This window comes from Ruegeria sp. D1(2025) (assembly GCF_056536425.1).
This window is the reverse complement of record NZ_JBQFPO010000004.1, coordinates 138777-162489: the sequence shown is the minus strand read 5'-3', so window position 1 is coordinate 162489 and position 23713 is coordinate 138777. Positions and strand designations below refer to the sequence as shown.

Below are 23713 nucleotides of genomic sequence, written 5' to 3'. Positions count from 1 at the left end.
CCCCCTACATCAACGATACGTCTTCGCGCTGGGTCCCCAGTCGCGAGATCAGGCGCATGTAGATCGTGACCGAGATCAGCATGATGAATACCAGCGTTGCCGCCACCGCCGATCCATAAGCCCAGTTGCGCGATTGCAGGAACAGATCGACCAGCGCGTTGCCAACAAAGAACACTTTGCCTCCGCCCAGCAGCGCCGGGATCAGGAATTCCCCCATCAGGAGGATAAATACGAGCAGACAGCCCGTGGCGACGCCGGGTACCGACAGCGGCAAAGTCACTTGCAGGAAGGTCCGCACAGGTGTGGCACCAAGGTCTGAAGAGGCTTCGAGCAGACGCTTGTCCAGCCGGTCGAGACTGACGAAGATCGGAAACACCATCAGCGGAAGGTAGCCATAGATGATGCCAATCAGGACCGCGAAAGGTGTATTGATAAGACGTGGCTTTGCGAACCCGATAAAGTCGATCAGTTCTGGAATACCGCGCCCGCCCAGCAGGAATATCCACGCATAGCTGCGGATCAGGATCGAGGTCCAGAACGGAACGATCACCAGAACCAGCAGGACGGTTTTCCATTTAGGATCAGCCCTGACGGCCAGAAAATACGCCAGCGGATAGGCTATGAACAAGGCGGCAATGGTGCCGACCGGGGCCAGCACCATCGTGTTTTTGAACGCCGTCCAACGTGCCGGAAGGTTGGCGTATTGTTCCAGCGTGAAAGCCGGCACATAGCCGCCAGCCGGGCCGCGTTCCCCAAAGCTGAAGATAAGAACGACCGTCAGCGGCAGCACAAGCATCACCAGGAACCAGGTCCCGGCCGGGGCCAGCAAGAGCCAGTTGCGCGTTCTCGCATTCATGTCGTTCTTATCTCCGGTTTGCGGACTTTAGGCAGATTTGAACCGGGCCATAAGTTCAGCGCGGTTCGGATCGGTCAGCGTTACCGCCGCACCGAATTCAAGCGCGTCCAGAAGTTCCTGAGCCGGATAAAGGATCGGGTCATTCTGCAACTCCTCCGGCAACATCGCGATCGATTTCGCATCTGCTGTCGGGTAGCCGTGCGCCAGCACCTCTTTGACGTTCACGGCGGGATCCAGCAGGTAGTTGATCAGCGCATAGGCTGCATCCATGTGGGGCGCCCCTTTCGGAATGGCGTAGTAATCGCTCCACAACTCGCCGCCTTCCTTGCCGAGGATGTACATGATCTCGGGCATGTCGGTGTTAAGCTGTTTGCCGTCACCAGACCAGGCCATCGCCAGTGTCGCGTCTCCGCTGCGCATGGACGGCTGGATGTCTGATGAAATTGCAAACAGGTGTGGCTTTGCGTCAATGAGCAGTTTCTCGGCGTCGGCCAGTTCCTTCTCGTCGACCGAGTTGAAGGAATAGCCAAAGTACTTGAGCGCGTTCCCGATCGTAGTCAGCTGATAGTCATGTACGATTGCACCGCCAGACAGATCTCCCATCGTCAAATCAAAGAATTCTTTCCAGCTCGACGGCGTGGGCGCGCCGTTGAGTTGGCTGGTATTGGCGACAAAACCGGTCGAGCCCCAGTTTTTGGGCACGGCGTAGAGCTTGCCATCGACCGAGCCAGCCTCGGCATAGCGCGGGTCATAGGCGGACGCGTCGTAGTTCGGCAGCCGCGATGTATCGAGCGGTTCGATCAGGTCTTCACTGACATAGGTGGTGATGGTGTAATTGGTCGGGACGTACACGTCCCAGCCGGTTGCCCCGGCCTGAAGCTTGGCCAACATCTCTTCGTTCGACCCAAAGACGTTGACCTGAACATTGGCACCGGTCGCTTCGGCAAAGGCGTCGAAATTGGCGGTGTCGTGGTAGTTCGGCCAAGTGGCGAGAACCACGCGATCCCCAATATCGCCGGATGCCCATGCGGGACCTGGCCGAAGACCCGGCACGGCCGAGCCAAGCACAGCCGTCGCCGCCCCCAGACCCGTCACACCGAGAAAGTGCCGGCGTGTGACCGAACCGCGCTTGTAGCGGTACAGCTCTTCCATGAATTTCTGCTTCGAGATGTGATCCGGTGTTTTTGTCATGAGTTTTCCCCTGTTGGCTGGATCCGTTAGGTTAGTCTCCGGAAAGGATGAGCGCTCTGCTGGCGTTCCAGGACGCAAAGAGCGGCTCATCCACTTTGAACGATCCCTCGTTCAATTCTGACTGGCGTGGCGACAACACCAGGAACTCTCCCAGTGTGTCATGCCTGACCAGGTATTCGGTATGTTCCCCCAGAAAGATGCGATTGAGGACTGTGACCCCAATGTCGGTTTCTGCCTTTGATGTCCTGCTGAGATGGATTTGTTCAGGCCGAACGCTCAGGCCGACGGCTTCTCCCACATTCAGATTGAACGGGTTCTGTCCCGTGACGGTTTGCCCGGTAACCAGCTGCACATCGGCATTTTGGTTACTTGTTTCAGTGATCGAACCGTTGAAAATGTTGGTCGTGCCAACAAAACCAGCCACATATCGGTTTGCTGGCCGGTCATACAGGTCCTGTGGGCTGCCGACCTGCTCGATCCGGCCGTCGCGCATGATGCAGATCCTGTCACTCATCGACAGCGCTTCTTCCTGATCGTGGGTTACTAGGACAAAGGTAATGCCCAGACGGCGCTGGATGTTTTGCAGCTCGATCTGCATTTCCTTGCGCAATTTTCTGTCCAGCGCCGCCAGCGGTTCATCAAGCAGCAGCAGCTTGGGTTCGTTCACGATAGCTCGGGCAAGTGCTACGCGTTGTTGCTGTCCACCGGACATTTCCCAAATTCGGCGCGCTTCGTACCCTTCGAGCCGAACAATTTCCAATGCCTTGCTGACCTTTTGCGCGATCGTCGCTTTGGGCAGCTTCGGGCGCCGCTGTTTCAGACCGTATCCAATATTCTGTGCGACGGTCAGGTGCGGGAACAGTGCGTAATGCTGAAACACCATGTTGACCGGACGCAGATGGGCATCCAGCGAGTTCACCACCTCTCCGTCCAGCAAAACATCGCCTTCCGACGGGCTTTCAAAACCTGCCAGCATTCTAAGAGCCGTTGTCTTGCCGCACCCGGACGGACCTAGAAACGACAGAAACTCTCCTTCTGCGATTTTAAGGTTTAGATCATTGGCCGCCAACACGTCCCCAAACCTTTTGGACACGCCGCGAAGCTCGGCGATAGTGCTTCCTGTCGATCTGTCCGATTGTTGGGTATATTCACCGTTTGGCATTTTTTCGGGACATATCCTCATTTTTGAAATACCACTTGTTTCAGGTAAACGGTAAAAAATTTGTCGATTCTTGTATATATCACGAATGTGGTATTCAAATTTGAGTAGGAGGCGGCTGTGACAGATTGGTTGACCGAAGCAGGCGCAGTAATAGCTGCTATCGGAACAGACGATTTCTCCCAGACGCTTTCGAAATCTCTGCAGGAAATCAGTGGGTTCGACTATACTGTTATATTTGGGTATCTTGGATCAGCGCGCCCGATCGACCTGTTTGACGATTTCCCAAAATCGAAGCGGAAGATCATGGTTGAGGATTATCAGGAGGGTCCATATCTTCTGGATCCGTTTTACCTGGCCAGCGCAAATTCCATTGATCCAGGTCTGTACCGGTTACGTGATCTGGCACCAGATCGGTTTTATCAGGGTGAGTACTTTCGAAATTACTATGTTCAGACCGGTTTGGCCGAAGAGATTTGCTATGTAGTTGACCTGCCTGACGAGGCAACCGTTTGTGTTTCGTTGATGCGGGCAGAAAAGGCATTTAGCGCCAAGGACTTCCGGGAACTTGGAAAGGCCTGGCCGGTGGTCAGTGAAACCTGCAGGCATCACTGGAACGGATTGGCCGGAGAGTTTGGGCAGAAACCGGCAAATGCCCGCCGCAGGGGGCGGGTGCTGAATGTGGACGAGGCGTTTGAAAAGTTTGACGAAGGCCTTCTGACGCCTCGCGAAAAGGAGGTTGTCGAGTTTACTCTCAAAGGCCATTCCGCTGACGCCGTTGGCCGAATACTGGGTATTTCTCCGGGAACGGTTCGTATTCACCGCCGGAACATATACTCCAAGCTTAGAATCCGGTCTCAGGGAGAGTTGTTTTCGCGGTTCATCGACGCGCTGTTGGGGCCGGAGGAAAAGTGAAGCCTTCAGTGACGTGCCGTTTGGCGCTTTCCAGAAACTGTTCCCTGCGGTAGAATGTTTGGCAGGCATAACTATTGCGCTTGCTGGACCAGAATGGTCCCCGGTTTGTCAAAGCAACTGAGCCACCACATCTTCCGCCGCTCGCAAACCTTCCAGATGGGCGCCACTGACAGAACATTGTTGGTTGGGATGTGTCGCTTCGCCAGCAAAGTGGACCCATTCTGCATGGGGTTGTCGCAAAACGGCACGTTGGCCATAGCCCCCCGGCTGGGATCCTGCGTAAGACCCAAGCACGTATGGTTCATGTCGCCAGGCGGTTGCGTGTCCCTTTATGAATTTTTCTCTGATGGCCGAGCCGAAGAAACCAACCAGCGTCTCAAGTGCATGTTCGATGGCGCTTTCAGGTCCTGCGTTCTGCAAGTCTCTGGAAAGGCTTCCGGAACTTTCAAAGCTGGTGAGGCCGGTGCTTGAGATGTTGCAAAGAAAGCCGCCACCGCGGGCCACTCCGGACGCGTCGGGTTCCAAGTGGTAGGTCAGCCATGTGTCGGGTTGCACGGGTAAGGCACCGGGGTGAAAAAGAAGGCCTGCGTGATTGTAGTCTCCCATTGTAATGAGTTCGAGCGCTGCGCGCCGGTCGGATTCAAGGGGAGGATCAAAACGGATGACGTCTTCGGCCAGCACCCCGACGGATACTGTTACGACGACGGTGCGCGCTTTGGTTTTGCCAGTCGCCGTGGTTACCTGCACACCGTCACTCAGGGCTTCGATTTCTGTGACCGGACTGGACAGTTTGATCGGAAGACCCTGCGCCGTGCACGCGATGAGGTGCCCGAAACCTTCACGGCAAAACCAGTCGTCGCCCCCCTCCCAGGCAATGATGTCTCGCAGGGATGTGTCCGGCAAGTCCCTGGCAAGCGACAGCGCAAATGTCATGGCTGCCGTAAATGACCAAGGCCCCTTGTCTTCCCAGATGTCAGCCAAAGACCGGTCGGTTGGAACTCCGGTACTTGTTTCAATTTCCGCATCGATGCGCGCCGCTTCAGCTATGTCTTTGTGGATGTCCTCCACTTCGTTCCAAAGGACGGCATCATTTTTCAGCCCGTATGTCATTGCGTTATCTGGGGCCGCGTAAAGGTCAAGGCCAAGCGCAAGACCCGGCGCTTTCAGAGCGTTGGCATGTTCGGCGTGCATCCAATGCGCCCCCACGTCGAAAGGGACGCCAAAGATTTCGGTATCCGTGTGGGTGCGCCCCCCGACGCGGTTCGATGCCTCGACACAGATAACTGACAGACCTGCCGACATAAGAGCCCGGGTCGCTGCGATTCCCGCTGCGCCAGCACCCACAACAACGACGTCATAGTCATACGCGTTCACTTTGTTTCCTCCGGCGCATTGAGTGGCTTGTAGGGTGAATTCAAAGATTGCACTTCGATTGTTCGCCGTCGCGACGCCCAACAATCATCAGAAGCTTTCTGAGGTGTGATCCTAATCGCAGGCGTTATCATGCCTCTGTGCATTCATTTGAAAAACCAACCAATTCTGGCACTGAAACCCCCTCGTAGCTGGCCAGATCAAGCGGGTCTTCGGCGTCAAATTTGCTGCACCTCCGGTAGATTTCCAGCATCTCGGCAGAGATTCTGCCGTTCTGAAAAAAGTACATTGCGGCCGCATACCTTGTGGCGCCGGAGCCTTGGATTCCGACTTCCGTCACAAGAAGTTGCTTTTGAAGTTCTGCTTCCGACATAGAACGCGCCCTTGTTCACGTCTTGGGCGCAGCCGACATGGCGGTATTGAGCGACACAACCTCATCTTCACGTGGCGCGGTTTCTGAATTGTAGACGGGCAGTATTTTGCGGAGGTGGTCGTGATGTGACCGGACACCATATTCGAGGTCCGAAAGGTAGAAACCCTCGAACGATTCCGAAGCCATGGATTCGTTCGACCAGATCGTCAGTTGAATATCTTCCTCCACGGTTTCGCGATCAATCCGGGCGGCGAGATACCGGGCTGCCCTTTGTTGGCGATCTTCGTACGGATTTCGATATGTTGCGCTCCGCAGCACGGACTTTTTCGTCGTGATTGGAAACTCCTGATAAAACAACATTGTCTCGGGAGTGACAGCAATCACCGCGTTTGGGAAAATGCCATAGTAAAGCCAGGTTTTGTGCAAGTGTTCGGGCAGGTGGGGTTGGGGCTTTGTGAACTTCTTGTAGTTGCGAACAGCCCATCTACGCCCTTTCGTCGGTGTGAAACTTGCATCAGAGCGTGAGACACCATCGACATAAGGTTCGTCTGAATAGGTTGAACCGTACAAATCCTGCAGGGCAGGGTGCGCAAGCGGAACGTGGTATCCTTCGTTGTCCACGTCTCTGATTGATTTCCAATTGACCGGCGTCTCCTCCGTCCAAATCCCATCTGTCGGAACATGATCGGCCATTTTATAGGCTGAGATTTCCTGTTCAATCGGTTCCAGAAGTTCCGCCACAGATGGCTGGGGGCCCGGTTTGAAGCGGATAAACACAAGACCGTGCCAGATCTCCATTTCAAGTTCTTTCAGGCCAAACCTTTGCTTGTCCAGGTCCGGAAAGGACTCTGGCCGGGCGGCACCACGCAGCGTTCCATCAAGATTGTAAACCCAGCCATGAAATGGGCAAACCAAGGCGTTTTCACACTTTCCTTGATCTTTGGGAACGAGCCGTGATCCGCGATGACGGCAAACATTGAGAAACGCTCGAATGTCCGAGTTGTTGTCTCGTACGATCAGTGCACGCTCGCCGCACATGTCGAAACAAAGAAAGCTGCCGGGTTCCGGAACGTCCGAAACGTGACATGCTATTTGCCAATGGGTTTTGAACAGATTGCTCTTTTCAAGGTCCAGAAGAGCGGTGCTGTGATAGCACCAGCCTGGCAGTCCACGTCTGTCCCAATTGGCTGGAACTTCGATGTTCCGGGGTTCGTCATGCATCAGTTCAATCCGCGTTGTTTTGACTTGATCCGTCAGTGTTTTGGCCAGCCCAGCCAATCCAAGCCTGCGATCTTGGTTTTCAGTAGGATCAGCCATCGTTCGATTGATTGTAGATTTTGCCGAATTTGGTCTGTTCGTCAATCAATTCTGACTGAATAGTCATTCAAAAATAGATCCCAGATGGGTCCCTGCGACCCAATTGAGGTTGATGCGCGCGCGGAAAGTTAGAAAGTTTTCTGTCAATTAAGCGACTTGTCGGCTTTTGATCAAAATTGGATCAGCTTTGCTTGACAGCGGCGATTTCATCAGACTACCGTTTTGAATGGCCAGTCAGATAAATTCATGATGATTGGAGGGGAATGGGGTGCAAGATGAGCAAACCTGTCAAAAGAGGGTGCTCATACAAACAGTGTTCAGCAGACAAAGTAAGCAAAATTGCTGCAGCCACCACTCAGGGAGAGGAAGCGAAATTATGAACTCAATCAGGAAAGTCGCCGGGGTTACCGTTCTCGCAGTAACGGCTACTGCAATTTCCGGATCGGTACTTGCACAAGAGCGTGTATTGAAAGTCACAAACTGGGGGGAATACATCGCTGAAGACACGATCGAGAACTTCGAGAAAGAGTACGGCATCAAGGTAATTTACGATCCGTACGACTCGGCTGAAGCAATCGACGCCAAGCTGCTGGCAGGAAACAGCGGCTATGATGTGGTCAGCCATGCAGGCAGTGATACGGCGCGGCTGATTAAGGCCGGTATCGTCGCGGAGCTTGATATGTCGAAGCTGGACAACGTTCAGCACATTGATCCGGCTATCATGGAGCAACTGGCCAGTGAGTGGGACCCGGGCAACAAGCATTTCATTCCGTATATGTGGGGAACGCACGGGGTCACTTATAACGAAGAATTGGTGAAAGAGACGTATCCGGACGCGCCCATCGGTTCGATGGACATGGTGTTTGATCCCGTGCACATGAAAGAGCTGTCCAAGTGCGGTGTTTCTTTCCTGGATTCTCCGGGCGACATCATACCGATGGCTTTGGCGCACATGGGGTTGGATCCGAATTCCACGAACGCGGAAGACTACGAAAAGGTCGGAGAAATGCTGGCCGCAGTCCGCCCGTATATCAAAACCTTCGACAACTACGCGTACCAAAGAATGCCTCAGAAAGAGTTCTGCGTCTCAACCACTTGGGGACCGGATGGACTTCTTGCGATGTCCGGGGCAGCCGAAGCCGACACTGGGGTTGTGCTGGACTTCTTCCTGCCTGAAGGCGAACGCACCGCGCAGTTGTGGATTGATGGTTGGCTGATCCCGGAAGACGCAGCCAACAAGGAAGACGCGCATCTGTTCTTGAACTACATGATGCGCCCAGAAGTTGCGGCCAATGACAGTAACTTCACCTGGTATGCGACTGCCAACCTGTCAGCCAAGCCAATGGTTGACGAAGCCGTCACATCCAGCCCGGCCGCATTCCCGACGTCTGATCAGGTTGCCAAGATGTACACAACTGCGGTTCTTCCTCCCAAGGTCGAGCGTTTGCAGACCCGTACCTGGACTGACTTCAAAGCCGGTAACTAATCCACTCACACCGGCAAGTGCAGTAGCGAACCTATTTGGATCGCTACTGCACTTCGGATCCATTCAGGCAGACCGCGAGGCACAAATTGACCGTTTCCAAAGCTGTCAGCGCAGCACCTTGGCTAGACCAAACAGAACAACAACCATTGGTTCAGATCAGAGGTGTGACAAAGAAGTACGGTGAAGTGACGGCCGTCGATAACGTCGATCTGGATATCTACAAGGGTGAGTTGTTCTGTCTTCTGGGCGGATCAGGGTGCGGAAAGTCCACTCTGCTGCGAATGCTCGCGGGATTTGAGGATTTGAACGCCGGCTCAATCATCATTGATGGCGTCGATATGGCTGACGTTCCTGCCTACGAACGCCCCACCAACATGATGTTCCAAAGCTATGCGCTGTTTCCGCATATGTCTGTCGAAAAGAACGTATCTTTCGGGTTGGAACAAGACCATGTCCCAAAATTTGACATAGCCGACAGGGTGCACGACATCCTCAAGCTTGTTGAACTGGAAGACTTCAAAAAGAGAAAACCCAAGCAATTGTCAGGCGGGCAACGCCAGCGCGTTGCGCTGGCTCGTGCGTTGGTCAAACGCCCAAAGCTGCTGCTTTTGGATGAGCCTCTGGCTGCGCTTGACAAGAAACTGCGCAAGCAAACGCAGTTTGAGCTTGCCAATATTCAGGACAAGGTCGGTGTCACGTTTATTGTGGTGACCCACGATCAGGAAGAAGCGATGACGTTGTCGTCGCGAATGGCGGTCATGGACGCCGGGCGGTTCAAGCAAATTGGAACGCCGACAGAAATATACGAGTTTCCCGCGTCTCGCTTTGTCGCCGACTTCATCGGGTCAGCGAATATTTTTGAGGGCAGGGTAACCGAGGAAGGTGCAGATCATGTTCGGGTCAAGACTGAATTCTGCGAGGTTTTCATAGATCACGGTCACTCCGTGAAAGTTGGCAGCAAGATCTGGGTGGCTTTGAGGCCCGAAAAAATCCGTCTTTCGAAATCCGATGAAGTTGCTCCAGGCCCCAACCAGACATCAGCCATCATCGACGACGTGGGTTATTTAGGAGAGACGTCGATCTACAAGGTGAGGCTTCCCAATGGGGAGATATTTGATGTCACCAGGCCCAACCAGTCACGCCCAACGCATGCCACCCAGCGCATTACGTGGGAGGACAAGGTGAATATCAGCTGGGATCCGTCCAGTGCCATGTTGCTCCACTCATGACGGACTTCACGGGAGATAGGCCTGAACCGTTACAGGTTGAACGACAGCCGATGCTTGGTCTCTTTATGCGGCGCTTGCAAAGCAAGTGGCGACAGATCGTTACCGTCATACCGTTCTTCTGGCTTCTGGTTTTCTTCCTGGCACCGTTCTTTATTGTCGCCAAAATCAGCTTGGCTGAACTTGCCATTGCAAGCCCACCGTTCACCAGTTTGATCGAGTGGTCGGACAGCGGGATCATGACGATCCGTCTGGTGTTCGACAACTTCATCTACATTTGGGAAGACAGCCTTTATTTTGACACCTACGTCAACTCGCTCAAGATTTCGGTAACTTCGACTTTCCTGTGCCTGTTGTTTGGCTACCCCATTGCCTATGCAATCGTTCGATCAGGCCCTGTCGCCAAGCCGCTGTTGCTTTTCGCAATAATCCTGCCGTTCTGGACGTCCTTCCTGCTGCGCGTCTACGCGTGGATGGGATTGCTTGCAGATCAAGGTACGATCAATAACCTGTTGATCGCAATCGGTATAATCGACGAACCGATCCGGATGCTGTACACGGAATTCGCTGTCTATATTGGTATCGTCTACACCTACATGCCCTTCATGATCCTGCCGCTCTACGCGAACATGGAAAAGCTGGATGACAGCCTGAATGAAGCCGCAGCGGACCTCGGATCCCGGCCAACGAACACGTTCTTCAAAATCACGTTGCCTTTGACGATGCCCGGCATCATCGCGGGCTCATTGCTGGTCTTCATTCCTGCGACCGGGGAGTACGTTATTCCCGATCTTTTAGGGGGTGGAAACGTGCAAATGATTGGCCGCGTTCTCTTCAACGAGTTCTCCAGAAACAGTGATTGGCCGGTTGCTGCTGCGGTTGCAATTGTTCTGCTGGTTATTCTGGTGCTGCCCATCATGGTGTTCCAACACTACCAGGGCAAAGCGTCGGAGGAGCAATAGATGTACAGCAAACGCTCCCGTTTCCTGACGATCATGCTGACGCTGGGGTTGGCATTTTTCTATATCCCGATGATTTTGCTGATCATTTATTCGTTCAACTACTCCAAGCTGGTTCCGGTCTGGGGGGGGTGGTCCTTACGATGGTACAAGGAACTTTTTCAATCTGCAGAAGTCTGGAGCGCGGTTTCCCTTAGCCTTCAGATCGCCGTTGTAAATGCAACCTTTGCAACAGCGCTTGGCACCCTGGCAGGACTTGCGATGGTGCGATTTGGCCGGTTCAAAGGCCGGACTTTGTTTGGTGGCATGTTGGTCGCGCCGTTGGTGATGCCCGAGGTGATAACCGGATTGTCCTTGCTGGTTTTCTTTATTTCTTTGAACCAACTAATAGGATGGCCCGCCGAGCGCGGGTTCGCGACGATTACGATCGCGCATATTACTTTTTCGATGGCCTATGTCGCAGTGACAATTCAGGCGCGATTGACCGGCGTGGGGCAAACTCTGGAAGAAGCTGCTGCTGATCTTGGTGCCAAGCCTTTTAAAGTCTTGACTGCAATCACCATTCCTCAGCTGACACCGGCCCTTATTTCAGGTTGGCTGCTGGCGTTTACTCTGTCTCTTGATGACCTGGTCATAGCCAGTTTTGTTACAGGTCCGGGTGCAAATACCTTGCCAATCCTGATCTTTTCGCGCATTCGACTGGGCCTCAGGCCGGATATCAATGCGCTTGCGACTATAATGATCCTCGTGATCGCCATTTGCGTCGCTGTCGCTGCTATCGTTATGTTCCGGCAACAGAGGGCGGATCTGCTGGACAGACAAATGGCTGAACGAGAGGAAGGATAAATTGGAGTCGCACGAGCTTCAGAAAAAACGACGCACCGAACCTCCGGAAGTTCGCCGCCTACAGTTGATAATGGCGGCCATAGACTCGATTTCGAGGCGCGGGTTTTCTGACACAACGCTGAAACACGTGACCGAAGCTGCCAATCTGTCGCATGGGGTTGTGAATTACCATTTCGACAGCAAGGAAGCATTGTATGACGCCGCGCTGGGTTTTCTGGCACAAGAGCACTACGAAAACTGGCTAAGGTATTATGACGACGCGGAACCCACGGCCGCACATCGGCTTGCGGCCATTATCCGCGCGGATTTTGACAAAAGCATCTGCACGCACAAGCGCCTAGCGGTTTGGTTTGCGTTCTGGGGGCAAGCAAAGTACCGTCCTAATTACCTGAAGATTCACAATAAATTTGACAACGAGAGATACGATAGAATTCTGCGTCTATGTGGAGAGTTGATCGCCGACGGCGATTACGACGATCTTGAGGCCGAAAAAACAGCTCGAGCTGTTGAGGCAATGTCTGACGGCGCCTGGCTCAGCCTGATGTTGTATCCCAAGGTGGCTGACCGGCGAGAGTTCAGGGATGTTTGCCTGCTTTCGCTGTCGCGGTTCTTTCCAAAACACTTTCCGGTTTAAGCCGCAATACCCTGTAATTGTGCTTCAGCACTTTATCTTCTTCATTTGGGGGTCGTAGAGCGGCTTTAGCGAAGCACTGGCGTCGAATTTCTCGTCGGCAATTTCGATCTGCCAGTGTCCCTCTGCGACGATGTCTGCCGTCAGAGGTTTTTCGGTTTCTGCAAAACCAATCCCGACAGCCGCGCCAAGCGTGTGCCCATACCCGCCAACCTGAATGTACCCGACTTCCTTGCCGTTCAGATAAATCATCTCGTTGCCATACATCAGGGGCTCAGCGTCTTTCAGCAGAAACTGCAGCATTCGGTTTTTGGGTGTGCCTTTTGCTTTTATCGCAGCCAGCGCTTCCCTGCCGATGAAGCCTCCGGGTTTGTCCAGTTTGATGGCAAAACCAAGCCCGGCCTCAATGGGGTTGTCCGTGTTGTCCACATCAATTCCGAAATCACGGTAGGCCTTTTCGAGTCGCAGGGAGTTTAGGGTTTGCATGCCCGCGTTTCGAACCCCCAAGTCACGACCCGTTTCCATTATCAGATCGTATGTCTGAACGGCCTGAGTGGCAGGTACATGAAGCTCCCAGCCCAGTTCCCCGATAAAGGTCACGCGATAGGCCAGAACAACGGCATACCCGATGTCAATCTCTCGGGCCGTCATGAATGGGAAACCTTGGTCCGACAAATCAGCGCCGGATATTCTGCTCAGAAGTTCGCGTGACTTTGGGCCGTGAACGTTGATTTGGCAGCGCGCAGCAGTGACGTCTGTAATGACCACATTCTCTTCGTCCAGAATGTGCCGCCGCATGCGCATTTCGGTATGACCTGCCGAGTTTTCGCCGACAATAACCCAGTACTTCCGCTCGGACAGTCGAGTAACCGTAAGGTCGGCCTCAAACCCACCTTGTTCATTCACCCAGGCAGTGTAGACCACGTGGCCAGGTTCAACATCAACCTCATTGCAGGAAAGGCGCGAGAGAAGGGCGCATGCATCTGGACCTTCGACGCTGAAACACGCCATTGATGTCATGTCCATGACGATGACATCCTCGCGCGCTGCCTTGTGTTCTTCGGCGTGCCATTCAAACCAGTTTTGGCGATACCAACTGTATTTCTCGACCTTGGCCTGTTCCGGTGTCGGGGCAAACCAATCAGGTTGTTCCCAACCACTTCCTTCGCCGAAAAACGCCCCTGCATCCTTCAGGCGGTCATACAGCACGGAACGCTTTACGTTTCTGGCCGTCTTGTAATTCTCATTGTGGTAATGCTGGCCAAAGAGCTTGCCCAGCAGCTCCGGCGTTCTGTCGCGCCGGAACGCCGGTGTGGCCATTTCACGCGAAAAGCGATTGACGTTGATGCCCGTGACATCGATTGGGGGCAAGCCATCCACAATCCAATGGGCCAGAACCATACCGGTACCGGCGCCATTGAGGATGCCCAAAGAGTTCATCCCGCATGCAACCCAGAGGTTGCGAAGTTCCGGTGTCGGGCCAACAAGCGGTGCAAGATCGGGCGTAAAGCTCTCCGGTCCGCAGAACAGTTTCTTGACGCCATAATTCATCGTGTCAGGCACGCGCGAATAGGCTTTTTCAAGGTCGGGGCCAACACGTTCCCAGTCTGGCTCGATCTCTCCGAATTGCCATTCGTCGGGGATACCACCCAGCTTCCACGCCGCAGCACCTGGTTCGAAAAGACCCAACATCATCCCCCCAACTTCTTCGCGGTAATAAGTGTACGTGGAAGGGTCTTCGAGAACGGGCAGATCGCGGGGCAAGCCCGGGATGCTCTCGGTAATCAGGTAGTAGTGCTCAGCCGCTTGAAGGGGCAGGTTGACGCCATGCTTGGCCCCTAACTGGCGGGACCACATGCCACCGCATATCACAACGTTTTCAGCCGTGATGGCGTGACCGTTCGCAGTGCGGATTCCAGTCGCGGTGCCGTTCTCGACCAAAATCTCGTCGACCCGAACACCTTCGAAGAAGCGGGTGCCTCTGCTTCTGGCCCCCTTTGCCAGCGACATTGTCACGTCCACCGGGTTGGCGCGCCCGTCCTCGGGTATCAGGAACGCACCAACGACGTCCGACAGGTCACCAATAGGGAACAAATCCTGCGCTTCTTTTACTGAAACTTCGTGATTGTTTATCCCGAAACGGCGCATGAAGGCTGCGACACGGCGCATTTCATGCAGGCGTTCTTTGTTGGTCGCAATCTGCAGATATCCAACGTCCCGAAAACCAGTGGAAATACCGGTTTCTTTCTCAAGGTTGGCGTATAGATCGCGTCCATGCGTGTAGATTGCGCATTCCGCTTCCGACTTGAGCAGGCCGGCCACGATAAGGCCCGCGGCGTGCCAAGTCGTTCCGGATGTCAGTTGCCCCTGCTCAAGAACCACAACATCGGTATGGCCAAGCTTGGTCAGGTGATAGGCCGTATTCGCGCCAATGGAACCTCCCCCGATGATGACGGTCCGGGCGTGCGTCGGCAGGGTGTCAGCCATGGCGAGAATGTCCTTTCTGGGCGTTCATTTTCTCGCATATCAGTCATGGCGTTCAATGTCTACTGACTGAATGATCATTCAATAGTTGATTTTGAGCATCGCCTTCCTATCTGGAAAAGGCTTGTCAGGGCAGCGCGATCAGGCTTCACTGTGGCGGTGAACTGGCAATCAGATGCGGGGGAAGCTTATGTCAGACGATATCCTTTACGACCGTCAGGTGATCAACTTCCTGGAAGAGCTTTGGGGGGAGGGGTTCCTTTCGCCAGGAGGCCCCGAGGAAGTTGCTCGGGTTGTTGAGGGGATCGATCTCAAAGGCAAGCATATCCTTGATATTGGGTGTGGATCAGGGGCAATTGCAGTGCTGATGGCGCAGAAGTTCGGTGCGGGGAAAGTGACAGGCATTGATGTGGAGGCTCCCGTCTGCGCGGCGGCGAGAGAGCGAGTGAAGCGGGCCGGGTTGGAAGAAAGGGTGGAAATCCTTCAGGTCACTCCGGGCCCAATGCCTTTCGAAGATGGTACTTTTGACGTCGTGTTCTCAAAAGACTCGATCATCCACATTCCCGACAAAGCCGCGATGGCTGCCGAGGCCTTTCGGGTGTTGAAGCCGGGTGGTCGGTTTGCCGCTTCTGACTGGCTGACCAATCATGACGGGGACATGTCACCTGAGATGGCGCATTATGTGAAGATGGAAGCTTTGGAGTTTCAAATGGCGTCACCTTCCAAGTATCGCGTCGCAATGGAGGCGGCCGGCTTCGAAGGCGTGGAATTGGTCAACCGCAATCCCTGGTATGCGGAAGTTTCTGCTGGGGAACTTGCGGATTTGACCGGGCCGAACCGCGCTGGCTGGGAAGCCCGGCATGGTGCTGAGTTTATCGAACACCAGATCGAGATCTGGCACGCGATGCAGCCTGTGCTGAAATCCGGAGAGCACTGCCCGCATCACATCCGAGGCCGAAAGCCAACATGATCTGGCTGGCGCCAAGTCGTGGCTACGTCGCCGCTATTCTCCGTAGTCCTTGCTGACCCGCGCCATTCCTGCCTCCATGATGTCGAACATGTCGTCGATCTGGGAAGGGGTGATGATCAGAGGAGGAGAGAACACGGCCATGTTTCCGAATGGTCGCAATAGCAAACCCAACTCTTCGCACGCGTCGTCCAGTTTCTGCCCAAACTTGACATGTGCTTCATAGCTTTCGACCTTCAGCCCGGGGCGGCATTCGATACATCCCAGAAGGCCCTCGCCGCGCACGTCCCCGACGATCGGGAACTTTTCCTTGATCTGGCGCAGGCGTTCTTGAAATTGCGGTGTTACGCGTTGAACGTGCCCAAGAATATCCTCCCGCTCCATGATCTCGATGTTTTTGATTGCTGCAACACAGCTCACCGGGTGCCCTGAATAGGTATAGCCATTGTAGAAAACATCGCCGCCCGGAGCGTCAGAGATGCGTTGCATTACTGCGTCCGAGATGATGCAAGCGCCAAGTGGCAGATACCCGGAGGTCAGGCCTTTTGCGCAGGTTATTATGTCTGGAACGATGCCAAAAACGTCTTCTGATGCGAACCAATGGCCCAGCCTGCCAAAGCCGGTTACGACCTCATCCGAGATGTACAGAATGTCGTTTGCACGGCATACTTCGAGTGTGCGCTTGTGGTAGCCCGGAGGCGGCACAATCACGCCGCCAGAACACAGGATCGGTTCGGCGATAAATGCGGCAATACGGTCGGCACCTACCTCGGCAATCAGGTTTTCAAGGTCGGCGACCTTGGCGTCGCACCAGGCATCGACACTCATTCCCTCGGGCCGGTGATAAGGGTTCACGTCGGGTAGGAAACGCACCAAATCCTGCGCCTTTTCAAAGCTTGTTTCGAAGCGTTCTTTCCCGGTGACCGTTGCAGCCAGAAAAGTCGACCCGTGATAGCCTTTCTCCCGGCCGATCACGATTTTCTTTTCTGGCCTGCCAAGCCGCTTGTTCATGAAAAGCGCGGTTCTAAGTGCGGTATCGACGGCCGTGGACCCGCCGGTTGTAAAGTGCACTGTATTCAGGTCGCCTGGAGTGCGTTCTGCGATCATACGGGCCAAAACGGCCGCGGGCTCAGTCGTAAATGACCATGGCGATGCGTAGGGCATCGTCATGACTTGCTGCGAAATGGCGTCGGCCATCTCCCGGCGGCCGTAACCGATCTGTGTGCACCACATACCGCCCGGGCCATCGATATAGCGCTTTCCGGCAGCATCCCAAAGGTAGATACCATCCGCTGTGTTGACCCGCATGTACTCATCGGAACCAAAGCCTTCGGTCCCGGCCCAAGGGTGTAGATGATGGTCGCGATCCCAGGTGACAAGATCGCCATCGGTCGGAGTGTTGCCTAGGTTGTTCACGTCTGCTTCTCCTTCAGGTGCGGGCGGGCGGCGTCGCACGAGCGCGCGGCGGTGCGAAAAAGGCTTTGGTGACGGGGGTGAGACGCGCCATTCTGGTATCCCATTTGCCTTCTTGCAGGGTGTAGATTTCCGCCATCAAACTGGATGACCGGCGTGCATCCGGCATACGAACATGCGCCAGCGCGATGTTACGTTTGGCGGTCGGGGACCAAATTCCGGAGGTCACATGCCCAACCTCTTTTTTGCGTCGGTTGTAGATCAAAGACCCTTCCGAGGGTTTGAAGCCTTCGACATCGAAACGCATGAGGAGGCTTCTGGGAGCATCGCGTTTCGACAGCAACGCACGGCGACCATTGAAGTGGTCTTTCTCGAAGTCGACCAGCCGTCCCAGGCCGAGTTCGAATGGCGTTTGGCCCCGGTGCAACCGCTCGGTCGCATGAACGGGCTGAAAGTCCACCCCCGCGGTCAGAAATCCCGCCTCGATGCGTGCGATATTGACAGCTTCGTACCCAATGGCGCGCAGTCCCTGATGCAAGCCACCTTTCCAAATTCTGTCCCAGAGATCTTCAGCCTTGTCCCAGTCGCACCAAAGCTCATAGCCGAGGTCACCGGTAAAGCCCGTCCGTGAAATCATGAGGTCAGGTTCGATCTGGACCAGATCGAATGGTTTCAGCGCGCCAACATCTAGTCCCGCAGCCTCCAACACCGCATAGGATGTCGGACCTTGCAACGAAAGGCCGGCAACGCTGTGAGTTTCATCCCGAACCGCAACATCGAAACCCCATGCCGCGTCCAGCAACCACGTCAGCATCGGTTCCTGACAGCACAAGCGCCAATCGTTGTCGCCGAGATGGAAAAGAGTCCCGTCATCGATGACCATGCCCTCTTCATCGCACCAGGTTGCGTATCCAACGCGGCCCGCTGCGATCTTGCGGACATCACGCGTGACCAGGCGATTGAGCATTGCGGTCGTGTCAGGACCTGTCAGCCTGTATTTGTGCATCGGTGAGATATCGAACACAGAGGCCTGATTGCGCAGCGCGAAATACTCGAACTCGACACTGTCGAGAACTCCGGGGGCAGCGTAACCCGCCCAGTCATACCAGCTTTTTGCGCGATTCTGCTCTTCGAGCTTCTTGTGAAAGGCGGCGGGGATTAAGCCAAGTTTCGGGTCGGTGAAGATGCTCATGGCTGCTCCTCCAGCGCCGCCAGGGCCGCATTGCGACCGGCGAGGCCCATGACATCGCCTCCGGGGTGGGTTCCAGCGCCGCACAGGTACAGCCCCTTGGGACCCATGGAATAGCGGCACATTCCGTTTGCGGGACGAAGTGTCAGAAGCTGGTCCAGGGACATTTCCGCATGGTGCCAGTGGCCCCCGGGTGCTCCGGTTGCGCTTTCGATTTGATCCGGTGTTATGACTTGTCTGCCTGCGATGTGATCCTTCAGGCCGGGCAGGGCGCGGCCCAGTGTATCTACGGTGATTTGCGCAAGCTGATCTTTCGCGGCTTCAGTCCAGCCGCCTTCAAGGTCGGATGGCGCGTATTGCACTATGGTCGACAACCAGCCTGATCCATCGGCTGTCTGCATCTTGAAGGCTTCGACCACCGGGGCCTTGGACATTTGTCGGTACTTGGCTGCATTGAACGCAGCTTCTACGTACTCTGCAGAGGGGGCATAGATCAGACGGCTATTTTCCAACCCCTCAGGCAAGCCGGGCAGGGGCGTGTTGTCCTTTAGTTTTAGGTTGACCTTGGCCGCAGTTCCCCGGGCCCGGATGTTGCGAATGCGCCGCATCGTTTCGATGTCGAAAACAGATGGCCCGGTCATACGGCTTGTTGGTTTAGGTGCGAGGTTGCTCAGCACGAGAGGTGCGGTCAAAGTTTGCCCACCAGTGGTTATGACGCCAGAGACGGCATCCTTGTCCACAAGAACGCGGGAAACCTCGGTTCCCGGCATCAGTACGCATCCCGCCTTTTGCGCTGCTTCAACGATTAAATCTGTCAGCGCAGGCATTCCGCCCGCAGGTTGTGTGATGGTGCCCCCGTGACCCATCCGGTAGATCAAGTTGAACACGGTTCCCGGAGATCTTGGACCGGCGGCTGCCCCCCAGATTGCATCAGCAGCAAGCACCCCAGCCACCGGTCCGTCCGGCAAGTCATCAAGGACAATGTCGTAGACATTGGACAGAACGACCTGCAGGAAACGCCGCATATCCGATTTACCCAGCTTTTTCAGTCCGATGCCCAGTTTTGCCAGGCGCAGAACCTCAGCCAACCCGCCCCGCGAAAGCACAGCTTTGTGACCGCCGGGTGGTGGGGCTTCGGCAAGTTGGCGCAACAAGCCGCCATACGTAATCAACTGCCGCGTCAATTCGGACCAGGCATTGGAGTCCGGGTGCGCTGTCCCGTCACTCCAGCAGACGCCTTCGTCACTGAAGACGATGTGCCGACCATCTTCAGCCAATGAGACCGTGGAATTCGGTTTCCCGGCCAAAACAGGGTGTTGCAGGTCCAAACCGATGTCACTCAGGGCGTGCGGGCTGAGATTGTAAAGCGCGTGGGCCAGTGTTGGCCCCCCGTCCACGGAATGGGACGCCATTCCGCCAAAACTGTCAGATTTTTCAACGATACAGACATTCTTTCCGCGCCGACCGAGAAGTGTTCCGGCAATCAACCCGTTGACGCCGCCACCCACGACAATTGCATCAAAATGGTTCATGCGGCATACCCCTTCATTCGGCCATGCCGTGTTTCGTTCCTCAGGATTGCGCGGGCCGCGTTGGCGCCGGGCGCGCCCATAACTCCACCGCCCGGATGTGCGGAGGAACCGCACAGATACAGCCCCTTGATTGGTAGGCTGTACTGCGACCACCCCGGGACCGGGCGATTGAAGAAAAGCTGGTCAAAGGTCAGTTCGCCTTGGAAAATGTTGCCTTCGGTCAGACCGACCTCGCGTTCAATTTCCAGCGGCGAACGGACTTCCATGTGCACAACGCGCTCGCGAATGTCAGGGCAAGCCACAGCCATCTGGTCCAGCACAGTTTCAGCCATTGCCTTGCGCTGCAGGTCGTCCCAGTTTTCAGCCGACCGGACGCCGCCGACTTCCAGATCATATGGGGCGTACTGAACAAACACCGTCATCATATGCGCACCTGTCGGAGCCATCGTTGGGTCGATCTGGCTGGGGATCAGCATGTCTATATAGGGCTTATCGGACCAGCGGCCTACCTTCCAATCATCATAAGCTTTCTCAAGTTCAAAGAGGCTCTGCGACACATGCAAATCGCCCCTTAGGAAACTGGTGTTCTCGGGTGCAGCAGGGAAATTTGGAAAGCGATCAAGCGCGATGTTGAGTTTCGCCGAAGACCCGCGAATTTTGAAGTTCCGCACCGCTTTGGAGAAGTCATCCGGCAGATCGGCGGCATCAACGTGGTGTAAAATGGTGCGCTTGATATCCATGTTGGATGCGACGACTGGGGCATGGAAAACCTTGCCGTCTTCAAGCGCCACGCCTTCCACGCGTCCATCTTTGCTCAGGATTCTCTCAACCCCTGCACCCGTATGGATCGTACCGCCGTGATCTTTGAAAGAGGCCGCAATGGCATTTGAAATCGCGCCCATGCCGCCGCGGGCGAAACCCCAGGCTCCGATGCCACCATCGATATCGCCCATGTAGTGGTGCAGCAGAACATAGGCGGTTCCGGGCGAATACACCCCAAGACCAGTGCCGATAATACCCGATCCAGCCAAATGTGCCTTAATCAGGTCGTTTTCGAAATGCTCATCCAGAAAGTCGCCAATGGACATCGTCCAGAATTTCAGCATTTCTCCAAGTTCGCGACTTCCCAGTCCGTGGGCCTTTTTGACTAGGTACGCCATTTCACCCAGGTCACGTGGGCGGAGCGAAGCAGGGTCCGGTGCGTCTCGAAGCAAAAACGGGCGGATAAAACGGCATTGGCGCATAATGGATTGCGAATAGCGACGATAGGCGTCTGCATCACGTGCAGAATGGCGCGCCATCTCGCGCTTCAGGGCGTTGTGATCGGAGTAATAGGCGAAGTAATCTCCGTCGCGTGTGAAGCTCGCACCACCTTCGTAGGGGATAACCTGAAGCCCGTATTTCGGGAGTTCGAGGTCTCTGGCGATTTCGCGCCGCAAAAGAGAGCAGACATAAGAGCAGTTCGAGTAAGTCCAGCCTTCGTGCAGCGAACGGCTGACTGCTGCGCCACCAATCCAGTCATTTTTTTCGACGACCAAAACACGCATGCCCGCACGGGACAAATAAGCGGCCGCTGTCAATCCGTTATGACCGGCACCGGCCACAATCACGTCGTATCTGTTCTCAGTCGTCAAATTTTTCATCCCTTTCCTCTCCGTTTACAGACCGGACATGATTCCGTAAAGTTTATTTGAGCGCTCAAATAAATTTTAGACCATTGACGCGTGTTTTTCGCGCACTGTAGATGGCGGTAATTCTAGGAGGAGCGGCAATTGGTCGACGCAGAGCGGAAACGTCCCCGCAAAGAGCGGAAGGAAAACGCAGATCGCCGCCGCAGGCAGCTGCTGGACGCGGCGTGCCGTTCCATACTGGCGCATGGATTGGCGAAAACGACACTTGCGACGGTCGCGTCCGAAGCCGAGCTGTCTCAGGGCGTTGCAGCCTTTTATTTCAAATCAAAGGGAGGCCTTCTGACCGAAGCGCTTCGCGACTTGTACCGACGCTATGAGGAGCACTGGACGGCCTCTTTGGAACAGGCAGGGGATAAGCCAGCGGAAAAGATAAGGGCACTAATCAAAGCGGACTTCCACCCTGATGCATGTGGTCCGAACGTCCTGCCTTTATGGTATGCGTTTTGGGGGGAACTCAGGTTTCAGCAGCACTATGATGAGGTTGCGGAACACTTTGAAGCGCGGCGGCGCGAAACTTTGTATGCGATCTGGCAAGAATTGTTGGCCGAGGATGATGTTGCCTCTCCGGATCAAATGACGGAATGGATGGAGACGTTGACGGATGGTTATTGGCAGCGCCTGCATCTTGCGCCGGAAAACCTGAGCCGAGGGCAAGCGGAACAAGCTGCGTGGGGATGCCTCGTGCGCCTGGTTCCGGGCCTGCTGACTGAAACGCCATAGCCACTTTCGGCTGAGAGGCCCCGATGTCATGACGCGAGTGCGGATCTCACAACAGGCGCTGCCGCCCAGGGCTGCGATTGTGCAAGAAGCGCGTGATCTTGCGCGACTTGCCTTGCCAATTGTCATTTCCCTTGCTGCCGCTGCTTTGATCGGCGTTGTGGATACCGTGATGGTGGCCCCATTAGGAACGCTTCCCCTGGCAGCAGTGTCGATCACGGCCTCGGTACTGATCATCTTTTACTCTGCGCTTTATGGCTTTGTGTCCGCAATTGGCGTGCGAATGGCGGAAGCCTTCGGCAAGTCCAGCGAGGAAGGGCTTGCTTCGGCCACAACTGCCGGGCTTTTGGTTTCTCTGCTCGTCGGGGTTGTCGGTGCGAGCGTAATGATCTGCCTGAAACCGGCTCTTTCCTGGATCGGACAGCCCCCGGAAGTCGTAGGCTTGCTTGGCGGCTACTGGAACGCGATGAGCCTTCTTTTGGTTCCATTCACTGTCTTCTACGCGTTAAAAGCTCTGTTTGACGCCATGAACCAACCTTGGATTGGCGTTGGGCTTGCGTTTCTTGCGGTCGGTTTCAACATTCCTTCGAATTATGTGTTGATCCACGGTGTTGCTGGCTGGCCTGGTCTGGGTCTTGTTGGGGCAGGGATCGCAAGTCTGTTGTCTCAGACGGTGCCTTTGATTGCGGCATTTGTGATTTTGGGCGCAAGGAAACGGAAATGGGACCTTCTGAGGACCGAAGGTTTTGACTGGTCTGAGTTCAAGGCGCAGATCAAAGAAGGGATCGTCATCTCCGTCGGTTACCTGGGGGAGGGGGCCGCTTACGCCGTAGCAGGCCTGATGCTTGGGTGGTTCAGCGCCGCCGCGCTTGCAGCACATCAAATCGTTTCTGCGGTCAGCGACGTTATTTACATGGTGCCGTTGGGCGTTTCGATTGCAATCTCAATACGCGTGGCTCAGGCAATCGGTGCCGGTGATAAGGACAGGCTGAAGCCAATTGTATTAGCGTCGCTTCTGGTCGTTGTGAGTTGGATGACAGTCGTTATCCTGGGTATTTTGGTTGGCCGTATTCCTCTGGCGAACAGCTTGTCAGATGATCCGAATGTCGTTTCTCTCGCGATTTCGATGTTCCTTGTGATCGCCGCAATGCAGATCGCAGATGGCGTTCAGGGGACAATGCTGGGCGCATTTCGGGGCATGATGGACAATCATGTTCCGGTTGCCATTACCCTGATTGCCTATTGGATCGTTGCTTTGCCGCTTGGATATGGATTGGGCTTTTGGCTCGGGTTCGGACCCAACGGTGTTTGGATTGGGTACGGCACGGGCCTCTCACTGGCCGCGATCGCATTGACCTATCGCTTCTTCTCCAAAAACCGTTAACCAGCG

At 55.0% G+C, this 23713-nt stretch carries 20 protein-coding genes; 9 read left to right on the top strand and 11 right to left on the bottom strand.

Going from position 1 to position 23713, the window contains the following annotated elements; genetic code table 11:
* Positions 1-4 precede the first annotated feature (4 nt).
* Genes ACR1XU_RS11985 through ACR1XU_RS11975 form a run of 3 tightly spaced genes read right to left on the bottom strand, consistent with a single transcriptional unit; the run spans position 5 to position 3209 of the window.
* Positions 5-856, bottom strand: a complete 852-nt coding sequence (locus tag ACR1XU_RS11985) for an ABC transporter permease (protein ID WP_321253960.1) — start codon at positions 854-856, stop codon at positions 5-7.
* Between the two features lie 27 nt (positions 857-883).
* Positions 884-2047, bottom strand: coding sequence for a polyamine ABC transporter substrate-binding protein (locus tag ACR1XU_RS11980; RefSeq protein WP_170806495.1), 1164 nt, complete (start codon positions 2045-2047; stop codon positions 884-886).
* Between the two features lie 31 nt (positions 2048-2078).
* On the bottom strand, positions 2079-3209 hold the full coding sequence (locus ACR1XU_RS11975) for an ABC transporter ATP-binding protein (protein ID WP_170806494.1): 1131 nt from the start codon (positions 3207-3209) through the stop codon (positions 2079-2081).
* A gap of 117 nt (positions 3210-3326) precedes the next feature.
* On the opposite strand from ACR1XU_RS11975, the gene ACR1XU_RS11970 reads away from it, so the two are divergent.
* Positions 3327-4121 (top strand): helix-turn-helix transcriptional regulator, encoded by a 795-nt coding sequence (locus ACR1XU_RS11970; protein ID WP_480905140.1) that lies wholly within the window; start codon positions 3327-3329, stop codon positions 4119-4121.
* Between the two features lie 108 nt (positions 4122-4229).
* On the opposite strand, the gene ACR1XU_RS11965 is transcribed toward ACR1XU_RS11970, so the two are convergent.
* From ACR1XU_RS11965 to ACR1XU_RS11955, 3 genes are all read right to left on the bottom strand, one after another.
* Positions 4230-5495 carry a flavin monoamine oxidase family protein gene (locus ACR1XU_RS11965; protein WP_480905138.1) on the bottom strand — a complete coding sequence of 422 codons (1266 nt, stop codon included), beginning with the start codon at positions 5493-5495 and terminating at the stop codon, positions 4230-4232.
* A gap of 127 nt (positions 5496-5622) precedes the next feature.
* The gene (locus tag ACR1XU_RS11960) at positions 5623-5865 is read right to left on the bottom strand and encodes a hypothetical protein (protein WP_480905135.1); all 243 of its coding nucleotides are present in this window, start codon (positions 5863-5865) and stop codon (positions 5623-5625) included.
* Between the two features lie 15 nt (positions 5866-5880).
* A complete protein-coding gene (locus tag ACR1XU_RS11955; RefSeq protein WP_480905131.1) occupies positions 5881-7182 on the bottom strand; it encodes an aromatic ring-hydroxylating oxygenase subunit alpha in 1302 nt (433 codons plus the stop codon).
* A 376-nt stretch (positions 7183-7558) separates the two neighbouring features.
* Here ACR1XU_RS11955 and ACR1XU_RS11950 point away from each other — a divergent pair, with 376 nt between their 5' ends.
* From ACR1XU_RS11950 to ACR1XU_RS11930, 5 genes are all read left to right on the top strand, one after another.
* Positions 7559-8668, top strand: a complete 1110-nt coding sequence (locus ACR1XU_RS11950) for an extracellular solute-binding protein (protein ID WP_170614535.1) — start codon at positions 7559-7561, stop codon at positions 8666-8668.
* 164 nt (positions 8669-8832) lie between these two features.
* Positions 8833-9897, top strand: a complete 1065-nt coding sequence (locus ACR1XU_RS11945; protein WP_480905128.1) for an ABC transporter ATP-binding protein — start codon at positions 8833-8835, stop codon at positions 9895-9897.
* A 50-nt stretch (positions 9898-9947) separates the two neighbouring features.
* Positions 9948-10856 (top strand): ABC transporter permease subunit, encoded by a 909-nt coding sequence (locus tag ACR1XU_RS11940; protein ID WP_480905125.1) that lies wholly within the window; start codon positions 9948-9950, stop codon positions 10854-10856.
* Entirely contained in the window at positions 10857-11699 is an 843-nt protein-coding gene (locus ACR1XU_RS11935; protein ID WP_170824829.1) for an ABC transporter permease subunit, read from the top strand.
* A 70-nt stretch (positions 11700-11769) separates the two neighbouring features.
* Entirely contained in the window at positions 11770-12333 is a 564-nt protein-coding gene (locus ACR1XU_RS11930) for a TetR/AcrR family transcriptional regulator (protein WP_170619664.1), read from the top strand.
* Positions 12334-12357: 24 nt separating this feature from the next.
* Here the strand turns inward: ACR1XU_RS11930 and ACR1XU_RS11925 are convergent, their stop codons facing one another.
* The gene (locus ACR1XU_RS11925) at positions 12358-14817 is read right to left on the bottom strand and encodes a GcvT family protein (protein ID WP_480905123.1); all 2460 of its coding nucleotides are present in this window, start codon (positions 14815-14817) and stop codon (positions 12358-12360) included.
* Positions 14818-15004: 187 nt separating this feature from the next.
* On the opposite strand from ACR1XU_RS11925, the gene ACR1XU_RS11920 reads away from it, so the two are divergent.
* Positions 15005-15784: a class I SAM-dependent methyltransferase gene (locus tag ACR1XU_RS11920; RefSeq protein WP_480905120.1), complete on the top strand. Its 780-nt coding sequence runs from the start codon at positions 15005-15007 to the stop codon at positions 15782-15784.
* 33 nt (positions 15785-15817) lie between these two features.
* Here the strand turns inward: ACR1XU_RS11920 and ACR1XU_RS11915 are convergent, their stop codons facing one another.
* From ACR1XU_RS11915 to ACR1XU_RS11900, 4 genes are read right to left on the bottom strand one after another with little or no spacing between them, the layout of a single operon-like run.
* Entirely contained in the window at positions 15818-17197 is a 1380-nt protein-coding gene (locus tag ACR1XU_RS11915; RefSeq protein WP_480905117.1) for an aminotransferase, read from the bottom strand.
* A 13-nt stretch (positions 17198-17210) separates the two neighbouring features.
* Positions 17211-18386 carry an aminomethyl transferase family protein gene (locus tag ACR1XU_RS11910; RefSeq protein WP_480905114.1) on the bottom strand — a complete coding sequence of 392 codons (1176 nt, stop codon included), beginning with the start codon at positions 18384-18386 and terminating at the stop codon, positions 17211-17213.
* Entirely contained in the window at positions 18383-19915 is a 1533-nt protein-coding gene (locus ACR1XU_RS11905; protein WP_480905111.1) for a phytoene desaturase family protein, read from the bottom strand. Before ACR1XU_RS11905 ends, ACR1XU_RS11910 begins: the two co-directional genes overlap by 4 nt.
* On the bottom strand, positions 19912-21558 hold the full coding sequence (locus tag ACR1XU_RS11900) for a phytoene desaturase family protein (protein WP_480905108.1): 1647 nt from the start codon (positions 21556-21558) through the stop codon (positions 19912-19914). The genes ACR1XU_RS11905 and ACR1XU_RS11900 overlap by 4 nt, the downstream gene beginning before the upstream one ends.
* Before the next feature lie 129 nt (positions 21559-21687).
* Between ACR1XU_RS11900 and ACR1XU_RS11895 the strand changes: the two genes are divergently transcribed.
* Positions 21688-22326, top strand: coding sequence for a TetR family transcriptional regulator C-terminal domain-containing protein (locus ACR1XU_RS11895; RefSeq protein WP_480905105.1), 639 nt, complete (start codon positions 21688-21690; stop codon positions 22324-22326).
* A gap of 28 nt (positions 22327-22354) precedes the next feature.
* Positions 22355-23707 carry an MATE family efflux transporter gene (locus tag ACR1XU_RS11890; RefSeq protein WP_480905102.1) on the top strand — a complete coding sequence of 451 codons (1353 nt, stop codon included), beginning with the start codon at positions 22355-22357 and terminating at the stop codon, positions 23705-23707.
* The last annotated feature ends 6 nt before the right edge of the window (positions 23708-23713 follow it).

What these genes read in the sequence shown, in the direction of transcription:
- ACR1XU_RS11985 (WP_321253960.1), bottom strand. Translation starts at nt 856, where the DNA reads ATGAATGCGAGAACGCGCAACTGGCTCTTGCTGGCCCCGGCCGGGACC.
- ACR1XU_RS11980 (WP_170806495.1), bottom strand. Translation starts at nt 2,047, where the DNA reads ATGACAAAAACACCGGATCACATCTCGAAGCAGAAATTCATGGAAGAG.
- ACR1XU_RS11975 (WP_170806494.1), bottom strand. Translation starts at nt 3,209, where the DNA reads ATGCCAAACGGTGAATATACCCAACAATCGGACAGATCGACAGGAAGC.
- ACR1XU_RS11960 (WP_480905135.1), bottom strand. Translation starts at nt 5,865, where the DNA reads ATGTCGGAAGCAGAACTTCAAAAGCAACTTCTTGTGACGGAAGTCGGA.
- ACR1XU_RS11955 (WP_480905131.1), bottom strand. Translation starts at nt 7,182, where the DNA reads ATGGCTGATCCTACTGAAAACCAAGATCGCAGGCTTGGATTGGCTGGG.
- ACR1XU_RS11950 (WP_170614535.1), top strand. Translation starts at nt 7,559, where the DNA reads ATGAACTCAATCAGGAAAGTCGCCGGGGTTACCGTTCTCGCAGTAACG.
- ACR1XU_RS11940 (WP_480905125.1), top strand. Translation starts at nt 9,948, where the DNA reads ATGCTTGGTCTCTTTATGCGGCGCTTGCAAAGCAAGTGGCGACAGATC.
- ACR1XU_RS11935 (WP_170824829.1), top strand. Translation starts at nt 10,857, where the DNA reads ATGTACAGCAAACGCTCCCGTTTCCTGACGATCATGCTGACGCTGGGG.
- ACR1XU_RS11930 (WP_170619664.1), top strand. Translation starts at nt 11,770, where the DNA reads ATGGCGGCCATAGACTCGATTTCGAGGCGCGGGTTTTCTGACACAACG.
- ACR1XU_RS11925 (WP_480905123.1), bottom strand. Translation starts at nt 14,817, where the DNA reads ATGGCTGACACCCTGCCGACGCACGCCCGGACCGTCATCATCGGGGGA.
- ACR1XU_RS11920 (WP_480905120.1), top strand. Translation starts at nt 15,005, where the DNA reads ATGTCAGACGATATCCTTTACGACCGTCAGGTGATCAACTTCCTGGAA.
- ACR1XU_RS11910 (WP_480905114.1), bottom strand. Translation starts at nt 18,386, where the DNA reads ATGAGCATCTTCACCGACCCGAAACTTGGCTTAATCCCCGCCGCCTTT.
- ACR1XU_RS11905 (WP_480905111.1), bottom strand. Translation starts at nt 19,915, where the DNA reads ATGAACCATTTTGATGCAATTGTCGTGGGTGGCGGCGTCAACGGGTTG.
- ACR1XU_RS11900 (WP_480905108.1), bottom strand. Translation starts at nt 21,558, where the DNA reads ATGAAAAATTTGACGACTGAGAACAGATACGACGTGATTGTGGCCGGT.
- ACR1XU_RS11890 (WP_480905102.1), top strand. Translation starts at nt 22,355, where the DNA reads ATGACGCGAGTGCGGATCTCACAACAGGCGCTGCCGCCCAGGGCTGCG.